Genomic DNA, 22,167 nt, shown 5'->3' with positions numbered 1-22,167 from the left:
AGAGCGCGTTCACCGCCCGTCCGGCGGGTTTCCGCGCCGTGACGGGGAGGCGAGACGTACTATTCACTCGCTGGGCACCGTTCGTTAACCTTCGGAGCAGACAATCGCTTCAGGCCTGCGCACAGGCCCGAACTCGTGCGGACGCCCCGCCGCCTCGCGCTGACGACTCAGCAGAGATCCGAACGAAAGGTTGCGCCCCCATGCGCGAAGTCTTCCACCAGTCCCTCGAGGACCTGCAGTCCCGCCTCGTCGAGATCGCCGACCTCGTCACCGTCTCGATCGACAAGGCGACGCGCGCGTTCGCCACCAGCGACGTCGCCCTGGCCGAGGAGGTCATCGCCGACGACGCGAAGATCGACGAGCTGGCCGTCGCGCTCGACGAGCAGGCCATCGAGATCCTCGCCCGCCAGCAGCCGGTCGCGCGCGACCTGCGCATCGTCGTCACCGCGCTGCGCGTGAGCGCCTCCCTGGAGCGCATGGGCGACATGTCCGAGCACATCGCACAGCTCGCCCGGCTGCGCTTCCCCGAGCGCGCCATCCCGAAGGGCCTCAAGGGCACCTTCGTGCGGATGGGCGAGCTCGACGTCGAGATCTCGCGCACGCTCGCCGAGCTGCTGCGCACCCAGGACCTGAAGTTCGCCGACCAGATCCGCAACGCCGACGACGACGTGGACGAGCTGCACGCCAGCGTGTTCGAGAAGGTACTCAGCGACAACTGGAAGGGCGAGGCGGTCGCCACCGTCGACGCCACGCTGGCCAGCCGCTACCACGAGCGCTTCGCCGACCACGCGGTCGCCGTCGCGAAGAAGGTCGTGTACCTGGCGACGGGCGACTGGCACGTCGAGGAGGAGGACATCGCCCTCGCCGTGGAGCAGCAGGAGCTCGGACACGCCTGACGCCCGCTCCGCCGAACGCGAGAGACCCCCTGCGCCGATCGGCGGCAGGGGGTCTCTCGCGTCGGGGCGTGCGCGTTACTTCTTGCCCTGCGCGGCCACGGCGGCGGCACCGGCGGCGGCGGCCTCGGGGTCGAGGTAGCGGCCGGGGCCGGTAGGCGCGTTGTTCTCGTCGAGCTCGTAGACCAGCGGGATGCCGGTGGGGATGTTGAGCGCGGCGATGTCGTCGTCGCTGATGCCCTCGAGGTGCTTCACGAGCCCGCGCAGCGAGTTCCCGTGCGCGGTGACCAGCACCGTCTTGCCGGCCTCGAGGTCGGGCACGATCGCGGTCTCCCAGTACGGCAGCAGACGGTCGATCACGAGCTTGAGCGACTCCGTACGCGGCACCTCACCGTCGATGTGCGCGTACCGGGGGTCGTTCACCTGGCTGAACTCGCTCGCGTCGTCGAGCGGGGGCGGCGGCACGTCGAACGAACGGCGCCACAGCTGGAACTGCTCTGGACCGAACTCCTCCAGCGTCTGCGCCTTGTCCTTGCCCTGCAGCGCGCCGTAGTGCCGCTCGTTGAGTCGCCACGAGCGCGTGACCGGGATCCACAGCCGGTCAGCCGCGTCCAGCGCGATGTCGGCGGTCTGAATCGCTCGGCTCAGCAGCGAGGTGTGCAGCACGTCGGGGAGGATGCCGGACTCGGCGAGCAGCTCACCGCCGCGACGGGCCTCGCCCTTGCCCTGCTCGGTCAGGCGGACGTCCACCCAGCCGGTGAAGAGGTTCAGTTCGTTCCACTCGCTCTGCCCGTGGCGGAGCAGGATCAGGGTGCGCTTCGCAGTCATGCGGCCAGTTTATCCGCGGCCGTGGATCGGACTGCGCCGGGCACGGGAGAGGATGGACGCATGGCGTCATCTCCGCTCGGCCAGCCGACCCGTGGCACGACCGGGACCAACCGGCTGCGCCGCAACGACCGCTGGATCGCCGCGAGCACCGCGTTGCGTCGCGCGGAGGATCCGCTCGTGGTCGACCTCGGCTATGGCGCCAGCGGGGTCACGGCACTCGAGCTCGCCGCGCGCCTGCGCCGGGTCCGTCCCGACGCGGAGGTGCTCGGCCTGGAGATCGATCCGGCGCGCGTCGCCACGGCCACGCGACAGCTCGCCGAGGTCCGGGCGGGTCGGACGGGATTCCCGCCGGATCTGCGGGTGTCGTTCGCGCGTGGGGGCTTCGAGGTGCCGCTGCCGGGCGACCGCCGCGCCGCCGTGATCCGCGCCATGAACGTGCTCCGGCAGTACGACGAGGCCGAGGTCCCCGCGGCCTGGCGCACGATGGCGGCGCGCCTCGCCCCCGGCGGTCTGCTCGTGGAGGGGACGTGCGACGAGATCGGCCGCATCGCCAGCTGGGTCGACGTGGACCGGGATGGATCGGCGCTGCGCCTCACGATCTCGCTGCGACTGGAGGGACTCGAGCGTCCGAGCATCGTGGCGGAGCGGCTGCCCAAGGCGCTGATCCATCGCAACGTCCCCGGCGAGCGCATCCACGCGCTGCTCACCGAGCTCGACCGGGAGTGGGACCGCGCGGCTCCCCTGTCGACCTTCGGCGCCACGCAGCGGTTCCTCGCGGCCGTGTCCGCGCTGCGCGACCAGGGGTGGCCTGTGCAGGGCGGCCGCACGCGCTGGCGTCTCGGAGAGCTCACGCTGCCGTGGGACGCGGTCGCCCCGCGCCCGACCTGACGCCGGGACGCCCGCTCAGGCGGACGGCGAGGTGCGGCGCGGGTCCGGCGCGGTCGGGCGGCGCGACAGCCGCGTCAGGCGGGGCACCTCCGCCGTGGCGCCCGCGTCTGCGGGGACGATGACCTGCTGCGACGCCGCGATGTCGACGCCCTCGGAGCGCACGACCAGATCCCCGACCGGGGCCCGGCGCGACAGGATCGCGAGCGCGATGGGGCCCTCCTCGTGGTGTCGCGCGACCGAGGTGATGTGCCCCACCTCGTCGTCGCCCGCGAAGACCGGAGCGCCGGGCTCGGGGAGCACTGCGTCGCTGCCGTCGAGGTGCAGCGCGGCGAGCCGCCGAGGCGGATGACCGAGGTTGTGCACCTTCGACACGGTCTCCTGCCCGCGGTAGCAGCCCTTGTCGAGGTGCACCGCGCTGCGCAGCCAGTCGGACTCGTGCGGCAGCGACCGCTCATCGACCTCGGACGCCCACCGCGGTCGCCACGCGGCGATGCGCAGAGCCTCCGCGGCCAGCAGTCCGGCGACCTCGCCGTCGTCGAGGGTCGCGGCGAGCGCGGGCACGCTGCCGCTCGGGACGATGGCGATGCGCCAGGCCAGCTCGGCCCCGGGGTGCTCGGTGGTCGCGGCGTACTGATACCCGCCCGCGCCGACGCGCTGCCAGGGGTCCGCCCACACGAGGGCGCCGTCGACGGCGCGGATCCGCTCGGATGCGGCGCCCCCGTCGACGAAGCCCACCAGCGCCACGTCGTCGCGCACCTCGACCGTGGCCTGGGTGCGGAACTTCATGCGGGTGAGCCAGCCCGCCAGTGCCTCCGCGTCGGCCGCATCGACGATGAGCCAGGTCGCGGAGCCGTCGTCGACGACACCGGCGGCGTGCTCCACCCGCCCCTGGGGATCGAGCACCAGCAGCTCCGTGCTCTCGCCCGGCGCGAGTCGCCCGACGGCCTGCGACGTGATGGAGTCGAGCCAGCCGAGACGCTCGGGGCCCGCCACTTCGATGACGGCGCGGTCGTCCAGCGGGACCAGCGCCTCGCCCGCCGCCAGCCAGCGCTGCTCACGGAAGGGATCGCCGAAGTGCGCCACGCCCCCGTCGCCGAGGACGGCCCCGTTCCGCTCGTCGAACCCGCCCATGCCTGCTCGCCCCTCTCCGTTCACACCCGCGCGAGGCGGGCCGAGGCGTGCGCGCGCAGCGGTGTGCCGAGCGCGGCGATGTCCCAGGCCCACAGCAGGTGGCCGTCGACCAGACCGTACATGCGCGAGGCCGAGCCGTACTCCTTCGTCCCCGCTCCGCGCACGATCGCGTCGGACGCCAGGTCGACGCGCGGGCCGTTGATCTCGCCGAGGTAGAACTCGAGCATGCCGTCGGAGCGGGCGATCGAGACCTCGAGCGGGAACGCGCCGTTCGGTCCGCGGAGCTCCTCCACGTCGTCGACCGTGCGGACGACCGGCGCGACGGTCGGCGGCAGCAGCGCGGGGCCCGCATCGGATGCGGCAGCCGGGCGCGCCAGGCGCCAGAAGCCGGACTCGGCGGTCAGGGGAATCGACGCCGACTGGTCTTCGCCGGTGAAGGTGGCGGTCGCGGCGTAGTTGAGGAAGGGGCCACCGTCATGGCTGAAGCTGACGCGGTGGGTGAACTCGCCCTGCAGACGCTCCTCGCCGACCGGGTACTCGATCACGCCGGTGCCCTCCCAGACCCCGATCAGCCACGAGAGCGGAACGAGATCGGCGGGAAGGTCGGTCGGGAGCTCGATCACGATCTCGTCAGCGCTGACCGCGGAAGAGGTTGCGCAGCACCACGGCCGACACGAAGACGATCGCCAGGCTCGCGAGGCCCAGGAGGCCGATGAAGAAGATTTCGAGCGCCATGATGTCCATGGATCCACCATACCGCGCCGGATCGGCGTCAGGACGGGATGAGCGCCGCCAGCCCGAACCCGACCGAGATGACCCCCATCAGCAGCAGGGCGCCGGTGACGCTGCTCGCCACGCGGAAGATGAACCCCTGCGTGCGGCCGTACCAGAGCTGCACCGCGAAGGAGATCAGGACGACGGCACCGAACCCGACGAGCATCCAGGGGATGCGCCACTCCTCCGCAGCGAAGATGCCGATCAGGATCGTGCCGACGAAGGCCACCGCCCACACCACGATCACGCCGGTGAAGGCGTTGCGCGGAGCGAGGGCGGGTTCTGACATGTCTCCATTCTTGCGCATCCACGGCCGCTATCATGGCGGCACGGCGTCGAACCCCCCGCCGGTGAGGAGTGCGCGTGGCCCTGGTGCTGGTTCTGACCAACGCTCCCCTCTCGGAGCAGGTGCTTCCCGCGCTGGAGCTGCTCAGCCATCGCACCCGCCAGATCCCGGCCGAACCGGCGCAGCTCGTGAACGCTCCGGAGTACGACGTGGCGGTGGTCGACGGCCGCCACGACCTGGTCGGAGCGAAGTCGCTGTGCCGGCTGCTGCGCGCCACCGGCCAGCAGGCCCCGCTCCTCCTCGTCGTCACGGAGGGCGGCATGAGCGCGCTCTCCGGCGACTGGGGCATCGACGACGTGCTGCTCGCGACGGCCGGCCCCGCCGAGATCGACGCCCGCGTCCGGCTCGCCATCGCCCGCCGCGACGAGGTGTCCGAGCCCGCGCGCGTGCAGGCCTCCGGCGTCACGATCGACGAGCAGTCGTACTCGGCCAAGCTGCACGGCAAGCCCCTCGACCTCACCTACAAGGAGTTCCAGCTCCTGCACTTCCTGGCCACGCACCCGTCGCGAGTGTTCACGCGCGAGCAGCTGCTCAGCGAGGTATGGGGCTACGACTACTTCGGCGGCACCCGCACGGTCGACGTGCACGTGCGACGGCTCAGGGCGAAGCTCGGCGACCAGGAGCAGATCATCGGCACGGTCCGCAACGTCGGGTACCGCTTCAACGTGTACGACGACGAGAGCCTCGTCGGCACGGGGTGACCGGCGTTCACACGCCCGACACCTCCCGGTGCTTAGATGTACCCCATGATCGATCCCGCACTCGCCGACGCCGGCCTCGGTGACGCCGAAGACGACGACTTCGATGCCGTGGAGTCCCCGGACTCGCAACTGCCCGACCACCGGTACCTGGACCGCGAGCTGAGCTGGCTCGCGTTCAACCAGCGTGTGCTCGAGCTCGCCGAGGATCCGACGCTGCCCGAGCTGGAGCGCGCGAACTTCCTGGCGATCTTCGCGAGCAACCTCGACGAGTTCTTCATGGTGCGCGTCGCCGGCCTCAAGCGCCGCATCATGACCGGCCTCGCGGTGCCGACCAACATCGGCCGCTCCCCCGTCGACGCCCTGGCCGACATCTCGCGCGAAGCACACGCGCTGCAGCTGCGGCACGCGGCCGCGTGGACCAACCTGGTGCGTCCCGCCCTCGCCGACTCCGGCATCGAGATCACCGAGTGGTCCGACCTCACCGACGAGGAGCGCAGCGCGCTGTCCGACTACTTCGGCGCGCAGGTCTTCCCCGTGCTCATGCCGCTGGCGGTCGACCCCGCTCACCCGTTCCCCTACATCTCCGGGCTGTCGCTGAACCTCGCGATCCGCATCCGCAACGCCCGCACGGGCCGTCAGGAGTTCGCCCGTCTCAAGGTGCCGCCGATGCTGCCGCGCTTCGTCGAGGTGCCGTCCACCGGGGAGATCAAGCGCTTCCTGCGCCTGGAAGAGCTGATCGCCAACCACCTCGGTGACCTGTTCCCCGGGATGGAGGTGCTCGACCACCACGCGTTCCGCCTCACCCGCAACGAGGACGTGGAGATCGAGGAGGACGAGAGCGAGAACCTCATCCAGGCGCTGGAGGCGGAGCTGCTGCGCCGCCGGTTCGGCCCGCCCATCCGCCTCGAGATCACCGACGACATGGACGACGTCACGATGGACCTGCTCGTGCGCGAGCTCGACATCACCGATCTGGAGGTCTACCGCCTTCCCGGACCGCTCGACCTGCGCGGCCTGTTCGACCTGTCACGCATCGACCGTCCCGACCTGCGCTACCCGCCGCACCTGCCCACGACCGCGGTGGCGTTCCAGCCGGCGGGATCGAGCAACCGGGCCGACATCTTCAAGGCCATCCGCAAGTCCGACGTGCTCGTGCACCACCCCTACGAGTCGTTCACGACCAGCGTGCAGGCGTTCCTGGAGCAGGCGGCGCGAGACCCGCACGTGCTCGCGATCAAGCAGACGCTGTACCGCACCTCGGGCGACAGCCCCGTCGTGCAGGCACTCATCGACGCCGCCGAGGCCGGCAAGCAGGTGCTCGCCCTGGTCGAGGTGAAGGCGCGGTTCGACGAGGCGAACAACATCGTGTGGGCACGCAAGCTGGAGAAGGCCGGCGTGCACGTGGTCTATGGGCTGGTCGGCCTCAAGACGCACTGCAAGCTCGCGCTCGTGATCCGCGAGGAGGACGGCCTGCTGCGGCACTACTCCCACGTCGGCACGGGCAACTACAACCCCAAGACCAGCCGCATCTACGAGGACTTCGGCCTGTTCACCGCCGACGCCCAGGTCGGCAAGGACCTGACCCGGCTGTTCAACGAGCTCAGCGGCTACGCGATCGAGAAGAAGTTCAAGCGCCTCCTGGTCGCACCGCTGCACCTGCGCAAGGGCCTCATCCGCCTGATCGACGCCGAGCGCCGCAACGCCGAGGCGGGCGTGCCCGCACACATCCGCATCAAGGTGAACTCGATGGTGGACGAGGAGATCATCGACGCCCTGTACCGCGCCAGCGCCGCAGGCGTGAAGGTCGACGTGTGGGTGCGGGGCATCTGCAGCCTGCGCACCGACCTCGAGGGCATCAGCGACAACATCACCGTCCGCAGCATCCTCGGCCGCTACCTGGAGCACTCGCGCATCTTCGCGTTCGAGAACGGCGGCGACCCGCAGGTCTACATCGGCAGCGCCGACATGATGCACCGCAACCTCGACCGTCGCGTCGAGGCGCTCGTGCGCGTGACCGACCCCGCGCACCTCAAGGAGCTCACGGCGTTCTTCGACCTCGCGATGGACGATGGCACGTCGTCGTGGCACCTCGGCGCCGACGGCGTCTGGGAGCGCCACGCCGTGAACGCGGACGGCAGGCCGCTGGTCGACCTGCAGGACAAGACTATGGGCATGATCCAGCGGCGCCGGCGGGCGCGGGCGGTCCGATGACGGCGCGGCAGCTCCAGCTCCCCGAGGACATCGCCCGCTCCAAGTGGGCGGACAAGGCCGTGTACGCCGCGGGTGCCGTGGTGTGGCGCCTGGTCGACGGCAAGCTGCGCATCCTGCTGATCCACCGCACGAAGTACCGCGACGTCACGCTCCCCAAGGGCAAGGTCGACCCCGGTGAGATGCTCGCGGAGACGGCCGTGCGCGAGGTGCACGAGGAGACGGGCATCCGCGTCGCCCTCGGCGTCCCCGTGGGGGTGAGCCGCTACCTGCTCGCCTCACGCAAGCAGAAGGTCGTGCACTACTGGGCGGCCGAGGCGACCGACGAGGCCATCCGGGCGTCCACGTTCGTGCCCAACCGGGAGATCGCCGCGCTCGAGTGGGTCAGCGTCAAGAAGGCCCGCGCCGCGCTCAGCTACCCGGTCGACCACGAGATCCTCGACGCGTTCGCGGCCCTCGTCGATGACGGCGTCCTGCGCACCTTCCCGGTGATCGCGCTCCGACACGCGAAGGCCCTCCCCCGCTCGGAGTGGGACGGCGCGGACTCCGCGCGGCCGCTCACCGAACGCGGCCGACGCCAGGCCAAGGCGATCGTGGGTCCGCTCCGCGCGTTCGGCGTGCGCAAGCTCATCACGAGCGACGCGGTGCGCTGCGTGCAGACGGTCGCCCCGCTGGCGAAGGCCCTGGACCGCAAGCCGGTGAAGACGGAGAAGATCAGTCAGGACGCGTGGGAGGACGGCACCGCAGACCTCCGCTCGGTCGTCGGGCGCCGCATCCGCTCCGGCAAGCCCGCCGTGCTGTGCAGCCACGGCCCCGTGCTGCCCGCTCTGCTCGCCGAGATCGCCCTCGCCACCGGCACCGTGCGCGGCTCGTACGTGAGCAGCGCCGCCGATCTGGAGACCGGCGCGTTCTCCGTCGTGCACGTGTCCGCCACGAATCCCGGCTCCGGGATCATCTCGATCGAGACGCACGCTCCGAAGGTCTGACCCGTCGGCGGACCCGCGAACGAGGGGGCTCGAGCCCGCACGGCGCCTGGGATCGCCCCCAGAGCGTCTCCGGTCGTTCACCTGCCGTTCACCTGCGAGGGAGAGTCTCGTTAACCGTCGCCCCTAGCGTCACTGTGTGCCCTGCACCGGGCCCCAACCCTCCACGATCGAAGGATCCACAGTGAAGATCTCCCGAATCGCACGAATCGGCGCCATCGGCGCCGTCGCCGCTCTCGCACTCGCCGGCTGTGCCGCGAACGAAGGCGGCACCGGCGGCTCCACCGACGAGCCCAGCGAGTCCACGCTCTCCGGCACGATCGACGCGACCGGCGCGTCCTCCCAGACCGCAGCCCAGGAGGCCTGGGTCGCCGCGTTCCAGACCGCCAACCCCGACGTGACCGTCAACTACGAGCCCACCGGCTCCGGCACGGGCCGCGAGAACTTCCTCGAGGGCGGCAGCAACTTCATCGGCTCCGACCGCGCGTTCAACGACGAGGAGATCGCCGCCGGCGGCTTCGGCGCCTGCACGACCGACGACATCGTCGAGGTCCCGCTCTACATCTCGCCCGTCGCGGTCGCGTTCAACCTCGAGGGCATCGACACCCTGAACCTCGACGCCGCGACCATCGCGGGCATCTTCGCCGGCACCATCACCAACTGGAACGACGCCGCGATCGCCGCTCTCAACGAGGGCGTCGAGTTGCCCGACCTGGCGATCTCGCCCGTGCACCGCTCCGACCCCTCCGGCACGCAGGAGACCTTCGCGAAGTACCTCAGCGCGACCGCTCCCGACGTGTGGACCTACGAGGTCTCGGACGAGTGGCCGATCCAGGGCGGCGAGGCCGCTCAGGGCACCTCGGGCGTGAAGCAGGCCATCACCGCCGGCAACGGTGCCATCGGCTTCCTCGACGCCTCGCAGGCGGACGGCCTCGGCCAGGTCGCCGTGGGCGTCGGCGAGGAGTTCGTGCCCTACTCTGCCGAGGCCGCAGCGAAGCTCGTCGAGGCCTCGCCGCTCGCCGAGGGCCGCGGCGAGGGCGACCTCGTCTTCGACGTCGACCCGGCCTCCGCCGCGGACGGCGCCTACCCGATCGCCCTGGTCAGCTACCTCATCGGCTGCGAGCAGTACGAGGACAGCAACGTCGCGGAGCTCGTGAAGGCCTACTTCACGTACATCGCGAGCGCCGAGGGCCAGGACGCCGCCGCGGAGAACGCCGGCAGCGCCCCGATCTCGGACGGCCTGCGCGAGCAGGTCCAGGCCGCGATCGACCTGATCCAGGTCGGCTGATCCCGCCGATCCGCTGACACGGTGCCCCCGCGTCCCGACACGGACGCGGGGGCTCCGCCGGGTCAGCACCCGATCCATCTCCACCCGGCCCGAAACAGGGAGATCATGAGCACGACCGCGCAGGAGCCCACCACGGCACCGGCACCGACCCCGGCGCCGCCCGCACCGATCAAGGCCAAGCAGCGACTCGGTGACCGGGTGTTCTCCGGCACCGCACTCGGAGCGGGGATCATCATCCTCGTCGTGCTCGCCCTCGTCGCCGCGTTCCTCATCATCCAGAGCCTTCCGGCCTTCCAGCTCGACACCACCGACAACCACATCCTGCGCGGCGAATCCTTCTGGGCCTATGTCTGGCCGCTCGTCTTCGGCACGCTGTGGGCTTCGTTCATCGCCCTGATCATCGCGGCCCCCATCGCCATCGGTATCGCGCTGTTCATCTCGCACTACGCGCACCGCCGACTCGCGGCCGTGCTCGGCTACATCATCGACCTGCTCGCGGCCGTGCCGTCCGTGGTGTTCGGCCTGTGGGGCGGACTCGTGCTCGCCCCGCTGCTCCAGCCGATCTACGTCTGGCTGAACGACAACGCCTCCTGGGTGCCCTTCTTCGGCGGTCAGGTCTCCGCCACGGGCAAGACCATCCTCACCGCGGCCCTCGTCCTCGCCGTGATGTGCATCCCGATCATGACCGCCATCTGCCGCGAGGTCTTCCTGCAGACGCCGAAGCTGCACGAGGAGGCCGCCCTGGCCCTCGGCGCCACCCGCTGGGAGATGGTGCGCATGGCCGTGCTGCCCTTCGCCCGCGGCGGCATGGTCTCCGCCGCGATGCTCGCGCTCGGGCGGGCCCTGGGCGAGACCATGGCCGTGACCATGGTGCTCTCCCCCTCGGCGGTCGTGAGCTTCCTGGTGCTCACCGCCACGAACCCCACGCCGATCCCCGCGAACATCGCCCTCGCCTTCCCCGAGGCGCACGGCACGGGCGTCAACACGCTCATCGCGACCGGCCTCATCCTCTTCGTCGTGACCTTCGCGGTCAACGCCGTGGCGCGCTGGATCGTCGCCCGCCGCGCCGAGTTCTCTGGAGCGAACTGACATGACCGTCCTCACCAGCGCTCCCACGACGCCGAGCGCCTCCCTCACCTCCGGCCGCCTCCCGAAGTGGGCGCCGTGGGCTCTGCTCGGCGTCTCGTTCGCGGTCTCCGCGGCCGTGTTCGGCGTCGCCGCCGCGGGGTCGGACACGCCGCTCGCCGACTTCAACATCGCGGGCACCGTGATCGTCGGCATCCTGCTCTACATGGTGATCATCACGGTGATCTCGTCGATCGCCGAGAGCCGCCGCAAGGCCGTGGACCGGCTCATGACGGCCCTCGTCGCCACCGCCTTCCTGATCGCGCTGCTGCCGCTGGTGTCGCTGCTGTGGACCGTGGTGGCGAACGGCATCGAACGCTTCGACGCCGAGTTCTTCAGCTACTCCATGCGCAACGTGGTCGGCGACGGCGGCGGCATCGTGCACGCCATCTGGGGCACCGTGCTGATCACCCTGACGGCCACGATCATCTCGGTCCCGATCGGGCTCATGACCTCGATCTACCTGGTCGAGTACGGGCGCGGGAAGATCGCGAAGGCCATCACGTTCTTCGTCGACGTGATGACGGGCATCCCGTCGATCGTCGCCGGTCTGTTCATCTACGCCGTGTTCGCGCTGCTGCTGCGACCGGGCATCTCGATGGGCTTCATGGGCGCGCTCGCCCTCGCCGTGCTGATGACCCCGGTCGTCGTCCGCGGCAGCGAGGAACTGCTGCGCATCGTCCCGAACGAACTGCGTGAGGCCTCCTACGCGCTGGGCGTGCCGAAGTGGCTGACGATCCTCAAGGTCGTGCTGCCCACCTCCATCGCCGGCATCATGACCTCGGTCATGCTCGCGATCTCCCGCGTGATCGGTGAGACCGCCCCGCTGCTGCTGACCGCCGGCTTCACGCAGAGCCTCAACACGAACATCTTCGACGGTCAGATGATGACCCTGCCGGTGTTCGCCTACAACCAGTACATGAACCAGGGCACCAACCCCGACGCCGCTGTCGCGCGCGCCTGGGCCGCCGCCCTCACCCTCATCCTCATCGTCATGGTGCTGAACCTCCTCGCGCGTCTGATCGCGAAGTGGTTCGCCCCGAAACTCTCCGGCCGCTGAGCCCGAACCTCAGAACAGGAAACCCCGTGTCCAAGAGCATCGAAGTCAACGACCTCAACGTCTACTACGGCAACTTCCTCGCCGTCGAAGGCGTCTCCCTCGACATCCAGCCGCGCAGCGTGACGGCGTTCATCGGCCCCTCCGGCTGTGGCAAGTCCACGTTCCTGCGCACCCTCAACCGCATGCACGAGGTCATCCCCGGCGCCCGCGTCGAAGGGGAGGTGCTGCTCGACGGCAAGGACCTGTACGGCGCCGGCGTCGACCCGGTGCTCGTGCGCCGCCAGGTGGGCATGGTGTTCCAGCGCCCCAACCCGTTCCCCACGATGTCGATCAAGGAGAACGTGCTCGCGGGCGTCAAGCTCAACAACAGCCGCATGTCCAAGAGCGACCAGGACGACCTGGTCGAGAAGTCGCTCACCGGCGCGAACCTCTGGAACGAGGTCAAGGACCGGCTCGACCGCCCCGGCTCCGGCCTCTCCGGCGGTCAGCAGCAGCGTCTGTGCATCGCCCGCGCGATCGCGGTGTCGCCCGAGGTGCTGCTGATGGACGAGCCGTGCTCGGCGCTCGACCCCATCTCGACGTACGCGATCGAGGAGCTGATCGGCGAGCTCAAGAACGAGTTCACGATCGTGATCGTGACCCACAACATGCAGCAGGCGAGCCGTGTCTCGGACAAGACGGCGTTCTTCAACATCGCCGGCACCGGCAAGCCCGGCAAGCTCATCGAGTACGACGACACGACGTCGATCTTCACCACGCCGTCGGTGCAGGCGACGGAGGACTACGTCTCCGGCCGCTTCGGCTGAACCGCCGGTACGACAAGGGCCCGGGTGCGACGGCACCCGGGCCCTTCCGTGTCTGCGGCCTCAGTCGCGCGGCGAGAGCAGGTACGCGTTGAGCTCGTCCGTGAGCGCGGCATCCACCGGCAGCGGCACACCGTCGACCGCGGTGATGGCCGCCGCGAGACGCACGCTCGACACCAGCCACGCCGCATCGGCCCGGGTGAGGTCGCCCGCGGGGATGCGGTCGTAGCCGACCTCGAACCCGCGCGCGCTGAGGTGGTCGTACACGCTGAGCTGTGTGGTGCCGTGCAGGATCCCGCCGTTCGGCGCCGGGGTCGTGAACCGGTCGCCGAAGCGCAGGAGGAGCGAGGCCGTCGGCGCCTCCAGCACGAAGCCGTCGCTCGAGAGGAACACCGCGTCGTCGGCCCCGCGCCGCTTGGCCTCGCGCAGCGCCGCCATGTTCACCGCGTACGACAGGGTCTTGGCGCCCAGCAGCAGCCACGGCGCCCGCTCGGCGGCACCGAGGTCGTACCCGCGGTCGAGCGTGACCACCTTCACGCCGTCGCGGCGCACGGCGGAGAAGTCCGCGGCGGGAGCGGCCGTGACCCAGGCGGTGGGTGTGGGTCCGTGCTCCACGCCGCGACTGAGGATCAGCTTGATGACCGACTCCCCCGCGCCGAGCTGCGCCGCGGCCCGCTGCACCGCCTGCCGCCACTGCTCGAGGTTCGGCTCGGGGAGGTCGCACAGTCGCGCGGAGTGTGCCAGTCGCTCCAGGTGCGGCACGACCTCCTGCGCATGACCGTCGACGACGCCGATCGACTCGAACACGCCGTCCCCCCGCTGGGTGCTCAGCTCGCCGACGCTCAGGGCCGGAGCCGTGGCGTCGACCTGCGGGAACGTGCCGGTGTAGTCGTCGCGCTGCTCGTCGGCGGCGACGGGGTCGAGCATGAGGGCGAAGCGTCGGGTCATGCCACGAGCCTAGAACGCCGGGAATACCTGTCGCGCGCTCGCGTTACACTGGAGTGGCCGGGCCGCATAACCCCGGGCTCCAATTTTCGCCGCTGCGAGCGGCCTTCCGCCGAGAGGCGTTCTTGCGGCCCGGTCTTTCTCTGTCCGGGCGCCGGCCGCGGCGCTGTCAGGCCAGCGCGCCCATGCGCCACAGCGCGGCCGAGGCCGAGAGGTCCTGCGCATACGTGCTCAACCGCAGCGCCCGCGTGGTCAGCTCGCTCGCGCGCTCCGGCTCCGTCACCTCGTAGTCGTCCGCGGTGTGCGTCGCGCCCGAGGCCTGCACGCGGCAGAACGCCGCCGCCCGGTCGAGCGCCACCGCGAAATCGCCCCGGAAGGCGCCGCGCAGGATCGTGTCGATCAGCGCGACCAGCTCGTCCGGGCTCGCCGGCACCGGGGCACCCGCCACCACGGCGTCGGCGGAGGGCAGCTCGACGCGCCCCCGGTCGTACAGGAGCGCGGCGGTGCGCGGGTCGCCGTGGATCGCGAGCTGCAGCACGTACAGGCGCCACAGCGAGCCCGGCAGCGTGCGCGACGGCGCGGTGGACCACAGCTCCGCGATCTCGTCGATGCCGTGCTCGCGCGTGAACGCGATCAGCCGCTCCACGCTCGCGCCGGTCTCGTCCTCGCGCACGCGCGTCAGCAGCGCGGAGGCCGTGGCGTGCGCGACCCTGCTCTCCTCCGCGGGGTCGCTCGACCCCACGATGTTGTCGAACGCGTGGGAGGGGCGGCGCACGGGCCGGTGGTGCTGCTCGGGCATCCCTCCAGGGTACGCCCGCCGCCGCGGCTCAGGCCGTGGGGATGACGATGACCGGATCCGTGGTGGGCTGCCCGGACGGCGAGCCGCCCTCCTGCTCCACGGTCACCGCGATCGCGTCACCCGCCCGCATCTCGCCCTCGAGCAGCGCGGTCGCCGCACCGTCCTCCGGGTCGAACACACCGGCCGCGATCGGCTCCTCGCCGCGCACGAACCACAGCTCGTACGTCTTGCCGGCGTCGGTCTCGGGCAGACCGTTCGTCACGAGCACGGCCTTGCCGACCGAGCCCGACCAGTGGGCGGTGGCCGTGGCCCCGCCGTCGAGCTCGACCGTGGCCTGCTGCGCATCGCCCGCGGCCTCGATCTCCTGCAGCGCCACGACGCTGGCGGGACGGGTGAGCTGTGCGTTGAGCGCCACCGCTCCGATGCCGACGCCGACCAGCAGCGCCAGGCACGCGGCGAGCGCGAAGGCCAGGCGGGTCCAGCGGCGCGGCCTGCGGACGGCGGGCTCCTCGGGGCCACCGGCGGACGCGACCCCGGGGGTGCGCCCCGCGGTGTCGTGCGCGTCGGTGTCGTGCGGGGCAGTGTCGCCCTGCGGCGTCTGGGCGATCTGGGCGAGCAGAGCCGCACGAACGCCGGGCGGCGGGGCGACCGGCGTCACGCCCTCACCCAGCAGCGCGACGCTGTCCGCGTCGACGTCTGCGACGGCCGCCCACTCCGGATGCTCCACGAGTGCCCGGCGGTACCGGTTCTCGTCGTCGGCGGACAGCGCGTGGAGCGCGGCACCCGCCGCGAGTTCCGCGAAGTCCTTCTCGTTCATGCCGTCACCCCCATCGCCGTGCGGAGACGGGTCAGCCCGTCTCTCATCCGTGTCTTGATCGTCCCCAGCGGCGCCCCCACGAGCGCCGAAATCTCGTTCTGACTGTAACCGCCGTAGTAGGCCAGGACGAGCGCCTCCCGCTGCGCGTCAGGAAGCCCTGACAGCGCCGCGACGACCCGCTCCCCCTCGATGCCCAGCTCCACCCGCTCCGCGACACTGTCGTGCGCGACACCGAGGTCTTTGAAGCCGGCTCGCACATCGCGGTCGGCGCTCGACTGCGATGCCCGCACCCGGTCGACGGCCCGTCGATGGGCGATGGTCATCACCCAGGTTCGTCCCTGTCCTCTGTTCGGAGCGAACCGCGAAGCGGATTGCCAGATCTCCAGGAACACCTCCTGGAGCACCTCCTCGCTCTGCGCGCGGTTGACCAGCACGCGGAGGATGAGGCCGAAGACCCGCGGGGACAGGGAGTCGTACAGCTCGGCGAAGGCAGCCTGATCACCGGACGCGACGCGGACGAGGAGGTCGGCGACGGCATCCTTCGGCGCTGCCCCGTCCTCCGGGACGTCCATCCCGTCGATGACCATCTCCATAAGCATGCCGTATCTCCTCCCCGTTCCCGCGCAGACGTCACCCGAATGTGAAGGAATAGACCTCGACACCGGCCGGGACCTCGAGCGTGAGCGTTCCCTTCGCGATGTCGCCCTGCTCGACCAGGCCGTACGAGCGAGGCGTCCCGTCGATCGCGATGGTCTGCTCCTCACCGTCCTGATCGCGCACCACGACCTCACCCGAGCCCGCCACGACCATCCGCACCTCGCCCGCGCGATACTCCAGGCGGATGCGTCCGTCGTCGCTCGTCGGGGTCACGTACTGCGTCTCGACCGTCCAGTCGCCGTCCAGCGCGAAGCTGTCGTCGGGCTGGTCCTTCGGGAACGAGAAGCTGCCCTCACCGCGGCGGTACTCGTCCCCGCCGCCGTAGTTCACGTCCTTCGACGAGCCGAGGAAGGTCTCCCGTGTCGTCGAGCCGAGCTCCGGCGTCTCGTCCTTCACGTCCGTCGCCGGCGGCAGCTGCACGTCCGGATCCGCGTCTTGCAGCAGCTCCCGGATCATCGACTCGGTCGCCGCGTAGTTGCCCTCGCCGAAGGAGATGTGGCGCACGGTGCCGTCCGCGTCGATCAGGTAGTGCGCCGGCCAGTAACGGTTGCGGTAGTTCGTCCAGGTCGACAGGGTGTTGTCGAGCGCGACGGGATACGCGATGCCGAAGTCGCGCACGCCCGCGGCGACGTTGCCCGGATCCTTCTCGAACGCATACTCCGGCGAGTGGATCCCGATGACCTGCAGTCCGGCGTCGCGGTACGCCTCGTCCCAGGCCACCACGTGCGGGATCGACCGCTGGCAGTTGATGCACGAGTACGCCCAGAAGTCGATCAGCACGACCTGCCCCCGCAGGTCCTTCAGGTCGATCGCCTCGCCGTCGGGCGTGTTCAGCCACTGCTGGATGCCCTTGATCGACGGGGCAGTGCCGCAGGACTCGAGCTCGGTCGCACCGTTCGTGCACTGGTCGAGGTCCTTGTTCTCGTCGTTGACCAGGCCACCGAGGTCCAGCGCGTCCTGCACCTGCTCGGAGTCGGCGATCTGCTCCTGCAGCGGAGCCGTGTAGTCGGGAAGGAGCCGCTGCAGCGCCTGCGGCACGTTGAACACGAGCCCCACGGCGAGTGCGATCATGGCGATGCCGGCGGCGATGCGCAGTGCGCGCTCCTTCGACCGGAAGGCGCGGATGCGCTCCACCACGCTGCGACCCGCGAGCGCGAACACCAGCAGCGGGACGGCCACGCCGATCGCGAACGACACCGTGAGGAGCACCGTGCCCACGCCGATCTGGCCGGTCGAGCCCGCCACGATGATCGCCGCGAGGACCGGTCCGGCGCACGGCACGAACACCGCGCCGAGGGCCAGTCCGACACCGAAGCCGTTGCCCCGGTTCTTCACCTCGCGCTGCCCGAAGCGCTGGAACGGCCGCTCCAGGAGGTGCTGGAACCGCGGCACGATCAGGCCGACGCCGATCACGACCAGCACCGCGATGCCCACCCAGCGGATGATGTCCTGCGGCAGGTTCAGCAGACCCAGGATCAGCGAACCCACGAGCGTCACCAGCGTGAAGCTGAGCACGAGGCCCGCGATCACGAAGTACGGGCGGCTTCGCCGGGCGGGCACCGCCTCTCCGTCGTAGGCCGCTGACTGCGCGCCGCCGGTGAGGAAGATCACCGGGAGCACGGGCAGGATGCACGGCGAGATGCCGGTGATGAGCCCGCCGAGCAGGCCGATGATGATCAGGTCCATGAGGTCCTCGCTTCTGTCAGGCTCTGTTCGCTCCGGGCCGCCCAATGGATTGGATCGGACCCCGCGAGGGAGGATTCGCGAACTTTTTCCGAATTCGTCCCATCCGATCCCGAGACGGTTCCGAACACCGGTCAACGCCACGGAGAGGCCGTGGCCGGAGTTTCGAAGGAGCTCGACATGTTCAGCACCAAGAAGAAGGTCACCGCAGCAGTCACCCTGGGTCTGGCGAGCGCATTCCTGCTCTCCGCGTGTTCCATGGGCAGCGGCAGCACGACGGAGGAGTCGTCGGAGCCGAAGGCCCCCGAGACGTCGGAGTCGACGCCGATGGAGATGGACCCCGCCGCGAACCTCGTGGGCCCGGGCTGCGCGGCCTACGCCGAAGAGGTCCCGGACGGCGCCGGTTCCATCCAGGGCATGTCGCAGGACCCGGTCGCGGTCGCCGCGTCGAACAACCCGATGCTGACCACGCTGGTGGCCGCGGTGAGCGGCCAGCTCAACCCCGACGTGAACCTGGTCGACACGCTCAACGGTGACGAGTTCACCGTGTTCGCGCCGGTCGACGACGCGTTCGCGAAGATCGACCCCGCCACGATCGAGGCCCTGAAGACCGACAGCGCGACGCTGACGTCGATCCTCACCTACCACGTGGTGCCCGGCCAGATCGAGCCGGCCGACATCGCCGGCATGCACACGACCGTGCAGGGCGCGGACCTCGAGGTGACCGGCAGCGGTGACCAGTGGATGGTCAACGACGCCAACGTCATCTGCGGCGGCGTGCAGACCGCGAACGCGACCGTGTACCTGATCGACTCGGTCCTGATGCCCCCGGCGCAGTAAGCGCGGGGAGGTGCCGGGCGACCCGACCGGCACACGGCCTTCTCTGATCGGGAGGAGTCAGGGAAGGTGAAGGGGCCGTCGGCGAGCTGTGCGCCGACGGCCCTTCGTCGTGCGCCCTAGACTGGGAGCACGGGCCTCTAGCTCAGTTGGCAGAGCATCGGACTTTTAATCCGCGGGTCGTGGGTTCGAGCCCCACGGGGCCCACCGTCATTCCTCCGTCGCCACCCTGCGGGTGCGTGCGGCGTCACGACCGTGGCCGGGTCGATGCGGCGTGCACCGGGGTGGTCGCCATCGCCTGCTCATCTCCCTCCAGCGCGACCTCGCGTGAGCCCGCCCTCGTATCATCCGCGCGGCCTCCTGGCCACCCCCTGTCCGCGCTCCTGGCCGACGAGAGAGGGTGATGGTGCGCCCGGATCCGGGCGACTCCCCCAGCGAAAGGACAGACGATGACTCTCAGCGGAAACCGCGTGGCGTTCCTGGCGACCGACGGCTTCGAGGACAGCGAGCTGACCAGCCCGTGGGAGGCCGTGACCGCGGAGGGCGCGAGCGCGACCATGATCGCCCCCGACGGCGCCGCCATCACGGGCAAGAACGGCCACGAGCAGGCGGTCGACCTGACCGCGGCCGATGCCTCCGCCGACCAGTTCGACGCGCTCGTCCTCCCGGGCGGCGTGGTGAACGCCGACCACCTGCGCATGGACGAGGCGTCCATCGCACTCGCCCGCTCCTTCTTCGAGCAGCACAAGCCGGTCGGGGTGATCTGCCACGGCGCCTGGATCCTGATCGAGGCGGGCGTGGTCGACGGCCGCACCCTCACGAGCTACCCCAGCCTGAAGACCGACCTGCGCAACGCGGGCGCGAGCTGGGTGGACGAGGAGGTCGTGGTCGACGAGGGCCTGGTCTCCAGCCGCACGCCCGACGACCTCCCCGCCTTCAACGCGAAGCTGGTCGAGGAGATCGGCGAGGGCAAGCACGCGGGACAGACCGCCTGACCCTCACCCGACGCGCGCCCGATGGCGCCGCACGGCCGCCCGGTTCGCGCACCTCACGGAGCAGAACCGCTGGCGGCCGTTGCGCGTCACATCGGCGACCACGTTGCGGCAGGGTGCGGCCTCGCAGCGTCCGAGCCGGTGCATGCCGCGCGTGACCAGGTGCAGCGCGGTGCCGAGGTTGATGGTCGCGCGCAGCACGAACGGCAACGACCGCACGTCGTCGCGGTAGTGCAGGTGCCACCCCTCGTCGTCGTGGTCGACGAGTCGCGGATAGGCGCCGGCGGCGGCGAGCTGCGCGTTCAGCAGGGCGGCGCGCTCGTCGGGGTCGGGCGCATCGACGATGGAGAGCCAGTCGTCGATCACCGCCCGCACCGCGGCGTGGTCGCCGTCGGCGGGCGGGAAGGTCTGCGTCATCCCGAGGGCGAGCGTGCGCTCCTCGATCCCTTGCCGGTCGGCCGGCCAGTCGTTGGCGAGCGACGCGGCCAGCAGCACGGCATACTCGCCGTAAGGGTTGAGATGCATAAGACCATTACATCACGCTGGTCCCATGACCGCCGCCGACACCCTCCCCGTCCCCCTCGTCCCGCCCGTCGACCGCCACGAGCACGCCTGGCTCGTGGAGTCGCGGCACCCCACCAGCGAGGGCGTCGTGCTCTACGTGCGCTGCCTCGACTGCGGCACGCGCCGGGTCGACGTCGCCGCGCATCCGCACCTCCCGCCGCGCGCGCTGAGCCGCCCCCTCGCCGCAGCTCCCGACGGCTCCGACGCCGCCGACGCCGACCAGCGATGAGACCCCCTCGCCCCGCCCCGCTCAGGCCGTGAGGTCGATGAGCTTCTGCGTGGTGCGCAGGTTGCGGGCGGTTCCGGCCACCCCCAGGGCACGGTTGAGCACGCTCGTGGTGAGCTTCGTGGAGTGCACGCCGCCCTCGGCGTAATCGATCCACAGGTCCTGACCCACCAGCGCGATCCGCTCCCCTGGCACGAGTCGCTGCTCGAGCGCCGCGACCGCACCCGGCGCGGGCGGCCCCTCCAGGAACATCGCGTGCACGTACCTCGCCTCGCCGTCGGGGAACGGCTGCGCGGCCTCCGTCGCCACGAGCTCCGCGTGCGTGCGGTGGATGACGGGCGTGTCGACGCCGAACTCCTCCGCGATCAGGCGGCGCACGGTCGCGCGGGCCGCCTCGGGGTCGTCGGGCGTCGCGCAGAGGATGTTGCCGCTGGCGATGTAGGTCGACACGGCGGCGAGCTCCGTCCGCTCCTCCAGCACCTCGCGCAGTCGCGCCATCGGCACGCTGTTGCGCCCGCTCACGTTGACCGCGCGCAGCAGCAGGACGCTGCGACTCACGCGTCGCCGCTCTCGGCCAGCACCGCGCCGGCGTGCACGAGCTCGGCCAGCGCAGCCTCGCTCGAGGGCGCGGCCACCCCGGCGATCAGGTCGGTGAGGACGCGGACCCGCACGCCGTGCGCGATGGCATCCAGCGCGGAGGCGCGCACGCAGTGGTCCGTCGCGATGCCGACGACATCGGCCGACACGACTCCGGCGGCCGAGAGCACGGCCCCGGCGGTGTCGCCGTCGTCGGTGATGCCCTCGAACAGCGAATACGCGGGCACACCCTGCCCCTTGCGGACGTGGTGGGTGACCGCGGTCGTGTCGAGCAGCGGGTCGTAGTCCGCGCCCGCCGTGCCCGCGACGCAATGGGCCGGCCACGTGTCGACGAAGTCGGGCGAGCCGGAGAAGTGTCCGCCGTTGTCGCCGTCCGCATCGTGCCAGTCGCGGGAGGCGAGGATCACGTCGTAGTCGGCCGCGTGCACGGTGAGAAAGGCGGAGACGGCCTCGGCGACCGCGTCTCCCCCCTCCACCGCGAGCGCCCCGCCCTCCGTGAAGTCGTTCTGGACGTCGACGATGAGGAGTGCTCTGCTCATGCCTCGAGGGTACGCCGTGCGGGCGCCGTCGACCGGGCAGCGCTTGACCCTGTCATCGTGACAAGGTGTGGAATGGACGGCGGAGGCAACCATGACCGAACAGCATCCCCTCGACCCGGCGTCGCGACTGCGCGCTGCCCTGCAGTCGACCGCGTCCTCGGCGCGCCTGCAGGCCGCTCTCACGGCCGGCACCATGCCGAACCCCTGCTACATCGACGTGCTCGTCGAGCAGAGCGCGGTGGAGCCCGACTTCTTCGTGCGCGACATGCTCACGTGGGCACTCACCCGACACGACGCTGAGCCGACCGTGGACCGTCTCCTGCCGGAGCTGCGGTCACCCGTGGCGCAGGCCAGGAGCCAGGCCCTGCACACGCTGTCGAAGATCGGCGACCGTCGCGCCTGGCCCGCGGTGTCGACCGAGCTGCTGCGCGACGACGACCCCGAGGTCGCACGCGCGGCGTGGCGCGCCGCGGCGGGGCTCGT

At 70.8% G+C, this 22,167-nt stretch carries 24 protein-coding genes, 1 tRNA gene and 1 pseudogene; 14 read left to right on the top strand and 12 right to left on the bottom strand.

What is annotated here, in order from left to right:
• Positions 1 to 200: 200 nt before the first annotated feature.
• Positions 201 to 896: a phosphate signaling complex protein PhoU gene (gene phoU / locus DW297_RS08910; protein WP_136031489.1), complete on the top strand. Its 696-nt coding sequence runs from the start codon at positions 201 to 203 to the stop codon at positions 894 to 896.
• A gap of 75 nt (positions 897 to 971) precedes the next feature.
• Here phoU and DW297_RS08905 read toward each other — a convergent pair whose 3' ends face one another.
• Positions 972 to 1,721 carry a phosphoglyceromutase gene (locus DW297_RS08905; RefSeq protein ID WP_136031487.1) on the bottom strand — a complete coding sequence of 250 codons (750 nt, stop codon included), beginning with the start codon at positions 1,719 to 1,721 and terminating at the stop codon, positions 972 to 974.
• A gap of 60 nt (positions 1,722 to 1,781) precedes the next feature.
• On the opposite strand from DW297_RS08905, the gene DW297_RS08900 reads away from it, so the two are divergent.
• Positions 1,782 to 2,609: a class I SAM-dependent methyltransferase gene (locus tag DW297_RS08900; RefSeq protein ID WP_136031486.1), complete on the top strand. Its 828-nt coding sequence runs from the start codon at positions 1,782 to 1,784 to the stop codon at positions 2,607 to 2,609.
• 15 nt (positions 2,610 to 2,624) lie between these two features.
• Here the strand turns inward: DW297_RS08900 and ygfZ are convergent, their stop codons facing one another.
• The 3 genes from ygfZ to DW297_RS08885 all read right to left on the bottom strand — a co-directional run bounded on the left by ygfZ (position 2,625) and on the right by DW297_RS08885 (position 4,803).
• Entirely contained in the window at positions 2,625 to 3,740 is a 1,116-nt protein-coding gene (gene ygfZ / locus DW297_RS08895; protein ID WP_136031484.1) for a CAF17-like 4Fe-4S cluster assembly/insertion protein YgfZ, read from the bottom strand.
• A 20-nt stretch (positions 3,741 to 3,760) separates the two neighbouring features.
• Complete coding sequence (locus DW297_RS08890) at positions 3,761 to 4,363, bottom strand: FABP family protein (RefSeq protein ID WP_136031483.1); 603 nt, start codon at positions 4,361 to 4,363, stop codon at positions 3,761 to 3,763.
• 149 nt (positions 4,364 to 4,512) lie between these two features.
• A complete protein-coding gene (locus tag DW297_RS08885; RefSeq protein ID WP_168387152.1) occupies positions 4,513 to 4,803 on the bottom strand; it encodes a hypothetical protein in 291 nt (96 codons plus the stop codon).
• A gap of 74 nt (positions 4,804 to 4,877) precedes the next feature.
• Between DW297_RS08885 and DW297_RS08880 the strand changes: the two genes are divergently transcribed.
• From DW297_RS08880 to pstB, 7 genes are all read left to right on the top strand, one after another.
• On the top strand, positions 4,878 to 5,561 hold the full coding sequence (locus DW297_RS08880; protein WP_136031479.1) for a winged helix-turn-helix transcriptional regulator: 684 nt from the start codon (positions 4,878 to 4,880) through the stop codon (positions 5,559 to 5,561).
• Between the two features lie 45 nt (positions 5,562 to 5,606).
• Positions 5,607 to 7,772 (top strand): RNA degradosome polyphosphate kinase, encoded by a 2,166-nt coding sequence (locus tag DW297_RS08875; protein WP_136031477.1) that lies wholly within the window; start codon positions 5,607 to 5,609, stop codon positions 7,770 to 7,772.
• The gene (locus tag DW297_RS08870) at positions 7,769 to 8,755 is read left to right on the top strand and encodes an NUDIX hydrolase (RefSeq protein WP_136031474.1); all 987 of its coding nucleotides are present in this window, start codon (positions 7,769 to 7,771) and stop codon (positions 8,753 to 8,755) included. Before DW297_RS08875 ends, DW297_RS08870 begins: the two co-directional genes overlap by 4 nt.
• Positions 8,756 to 8,936: 181 nt before the next feature.
• On the top strand, positions 8,937 to 10,040 hold the full coding sequence (locus DW297_RS08865; RefSeq protein ID WP_136031472.1) for a phosphate ABC transporter substrate-binding protein PstS: 1,104 nt from the start codon (positions 8,937 to 8,939) through the stop codon (positions 10,038 to 10,040).
• A gap of 105 nt (positions 10,041 to 10,145) precedes the next feature.
• Positions 10,146 to 11,129: a phosphate ABC transporter permease subunit PstC gene (pstC, locus tag DW297_RS08860; protein WP_136031470.1), complete on the top strand. Its 984-nt coding sequence runs from the start codon at positions 10,146 to 10,148 to the stop codon at positions 11,127 to 11,129.
• Between the two features lies 1 nt (position 11,130).
• Positions 11,131 to 12,225, top strand: coding sequence for a phosphate ABC transporter permease PstA (gene pstA / locus DW297_RS08855; RefSeq protein WP_136031468.1), 1,095 nt, complete (start codon positions 11,131 to 11,133; stop codon positions 12,223 to 12,225).
• A 26-nt stretch (positions 12,226 to 12,251) separates the two neighbouring features.
• The gene (gene pstB / locus DW297_RS08850) at positions 12,252 to 13,031 is read left to right on the top strand and encodes a phosphate ABC transporter ATP-binding protein PstB (RefSeq protein ID WP_136031466.1); all 780 of its coding nucleotides are present in this window, start codon (positions 12,252 to 12,254) and stop codon (positions 13,029 to 13,031) included.
• A gap of 60 nt (positions 13,032 to 13,091) precedes the next feature.
• Here pstB and DW297_RS08845 read toward each other — a convergent pair whose 3' ends face one another.
• The 5 genes from DW297_RS08845 to DW297_RS08825 form a co-directional block, all read right to left on the bottom strand.
• Entirely contained in the window at positions 13,092 to 13,976 is an 885-nt protein-coding gene (locus DW297_RS08845) for an aminodeoxychorismate lyase (RefSeq protein WP_136031464.1), read from the bottom strand.
• A 166-nt stretch (positions 13,977 to 14,142) separates the two neighbouring features.
• Positions 14,143 to 14,772 carry a DNA-directed RNA polymerase subunit beta gene (locus DW297_RS08840; RefSeq protein ID WP_136031462.1) on the bottom strand — a complete coding sequence of 210 codons (630 nt, stop codon included), beginning with the start codon at positions 14,770 to 14,772 and terminating at the stop codon, positions 14,143 to 14,145.
• 28 nt (positions 14,773 to 14,800) lie between these two features.
• Complete coding sequence (locus tag DW297_RS08835) at positions 14,801 to 15,589, bottom strand: anti-sigma factor (protein WP_136031460.1); 789 nt, start codon at positions 15,587 to 15,589, stop codon at positions 14,801 to 14,803.
• Positions 15,586 to 16,188: an ECF RNA polymerase sigma factor SigK gene (gene sigK / locus DW297_RS08830; protein ID WP_205812597.1), complete on the bottom strand. Its 603-nt coding sequence runs from the start codon at positions 16,186 to 16,188 to the stop codon at positions 15,586 to 15,588. Before sigK ends, DW297_RS08835 begins: the two co-directional genes overlap by 4 nt.
• A gap of 31 nt (positions 16,189 to 16,219) precedes the next feature.
• Complete coding sequence (locus tag DW297_RS08825; protein ID WP_136031458.1) at positions 16,220 to 17,932, bottom strand: cytochrome c biogenesis protein DipZ; 1,713 nt, start codon at positions 17,930 to 17,932, stop codon at positions 16,220 to 16,222.
• Positions 17,933 to 18,109: 177 nt separating this feature from the next.
• Here DW297_RS08825 and DW297_RS08820 point away from each other — a divergent pair, with 177 nt between their 5' ends.
• The 3 genes from DW297_RS08820 to DW297_RS08810 all read left to right on the top strand — a co-directional run bounded on the left by DW297_RS08820 (position 18,110) and on the right by DW297_RS08810 (position 19,761).
• Entirely contained in the window at positions 18,110 to 18,769 is a 660-nt protein-coding gene (locus DW297_RS08820; RefSeq protein ID WP_136031456.1) for a fasciclin domain-containing protein, read from the top strand.
• Between the two features lie 131 nt (positions 18,770 to 18,900).
• Positions 18,901 to 18,973: transfer RNA gene (locus DW297_RS08815), tRNA-Lys, on the top strand.
• Positions 18,974 to 19,215: 242 nt separating this feature from the next.
• The gene (locus DW297_RS08810) at positions 19,216 to 19,761 is read left to right on the top strand and encodes a type 1 glutamine amidotransferase domain-containing protein (RefSeq protein WP_136031454.1); all 546 of its coding nucleotides are present in this window, start codon (positions 19,216 to 19,218) and stop codon (positions 19,759 to 19,761) included.
• A gap of 3 nt (positions 19,762 to 19,764) precedes the next feature.
• Here DW297_RS08810 and DW297_RS08805 read toward each other — a convergent pair whose 3' ends face one another.
• Positions 19,765 to 20,283: a CGNR zinc finger domain-containing protein gene (locus DW297_RS08805; protein WP_136031452.1), complete on the bottom strand. Its 519-nt coding sequence runs from the start codon at positions 20,281 to 20,283 to the stop codon at positions 19,765 to 19,767.
• 25 nt (positions 20,284 to 20,308) lie between these two features.
• Here DW297_RS08805 and DW297_RS08800 point away from each other — a divergent pair, with 25 nt between their 5' ends.
• A complete protein-coding gene (locus tag DW297_RS08800; RefSeq protein ID WP_136031449.1) occupies positions 20,309 to 20,551 on the top strand; it encodes a hypothetical protein in 243 nt (80 codons plus the stop codon).
• Between the two features lie 21 nt (positions 20,552 to 20,572).
• Here the strand turns inward: DW297_RS08800 and DW297_RS08795 are convergent, their stop codons facing one another.
• Positions 20,573 to 21,106, bottom strand: a complete 534-nt coding sequence (locus tag DW297_RS08795) for a DUF1697 domain-containing protein (protein ID WP_136031447.1) — start codon at positions 21,104 to 21,106, stop codon at positions 20,573 to 20,575.
• Complete coding sequence (locus DW297_RS08790) at positions 21,103 to 21,684, bottom strand: isochorismatase family protein (RefSeq protein ID WP_136031445.1); 582 nt, start codon at positions 21,682 to 21,684, stop codon at positions 21,103 to 21,105. Before DW297_RS08790 ends, DW297_RS08795 begins: the two co-directional genes overlap by 4 nt.
• Before the next feature lie 91 nt (positions 21,685 to 21,775).
• Between DW297_RS08790 and DW297_RS08785 the strand changes: the two are divergent.
• Positions 21,776 to 22,167 (top strand): annotated as a pseudogene (locus tag DW297_RS08785) (HEAT repeat domain-containing protein); the annotation flags it as partial.

Source organism: Microbacterium sp. PF5 (genome assembly GCF_004794315.1).
Lineage (GTDB): Bacteria > Actinomycetota > Actinomycetes > Actinomycetales > Microbacteriaceae > Microbacterium > Microbacterium sufflavum.
Note: the sequence above shows the minus strand (reverse complement) of the source record. Positions and strands in the feature narration are given on the sequence as shown.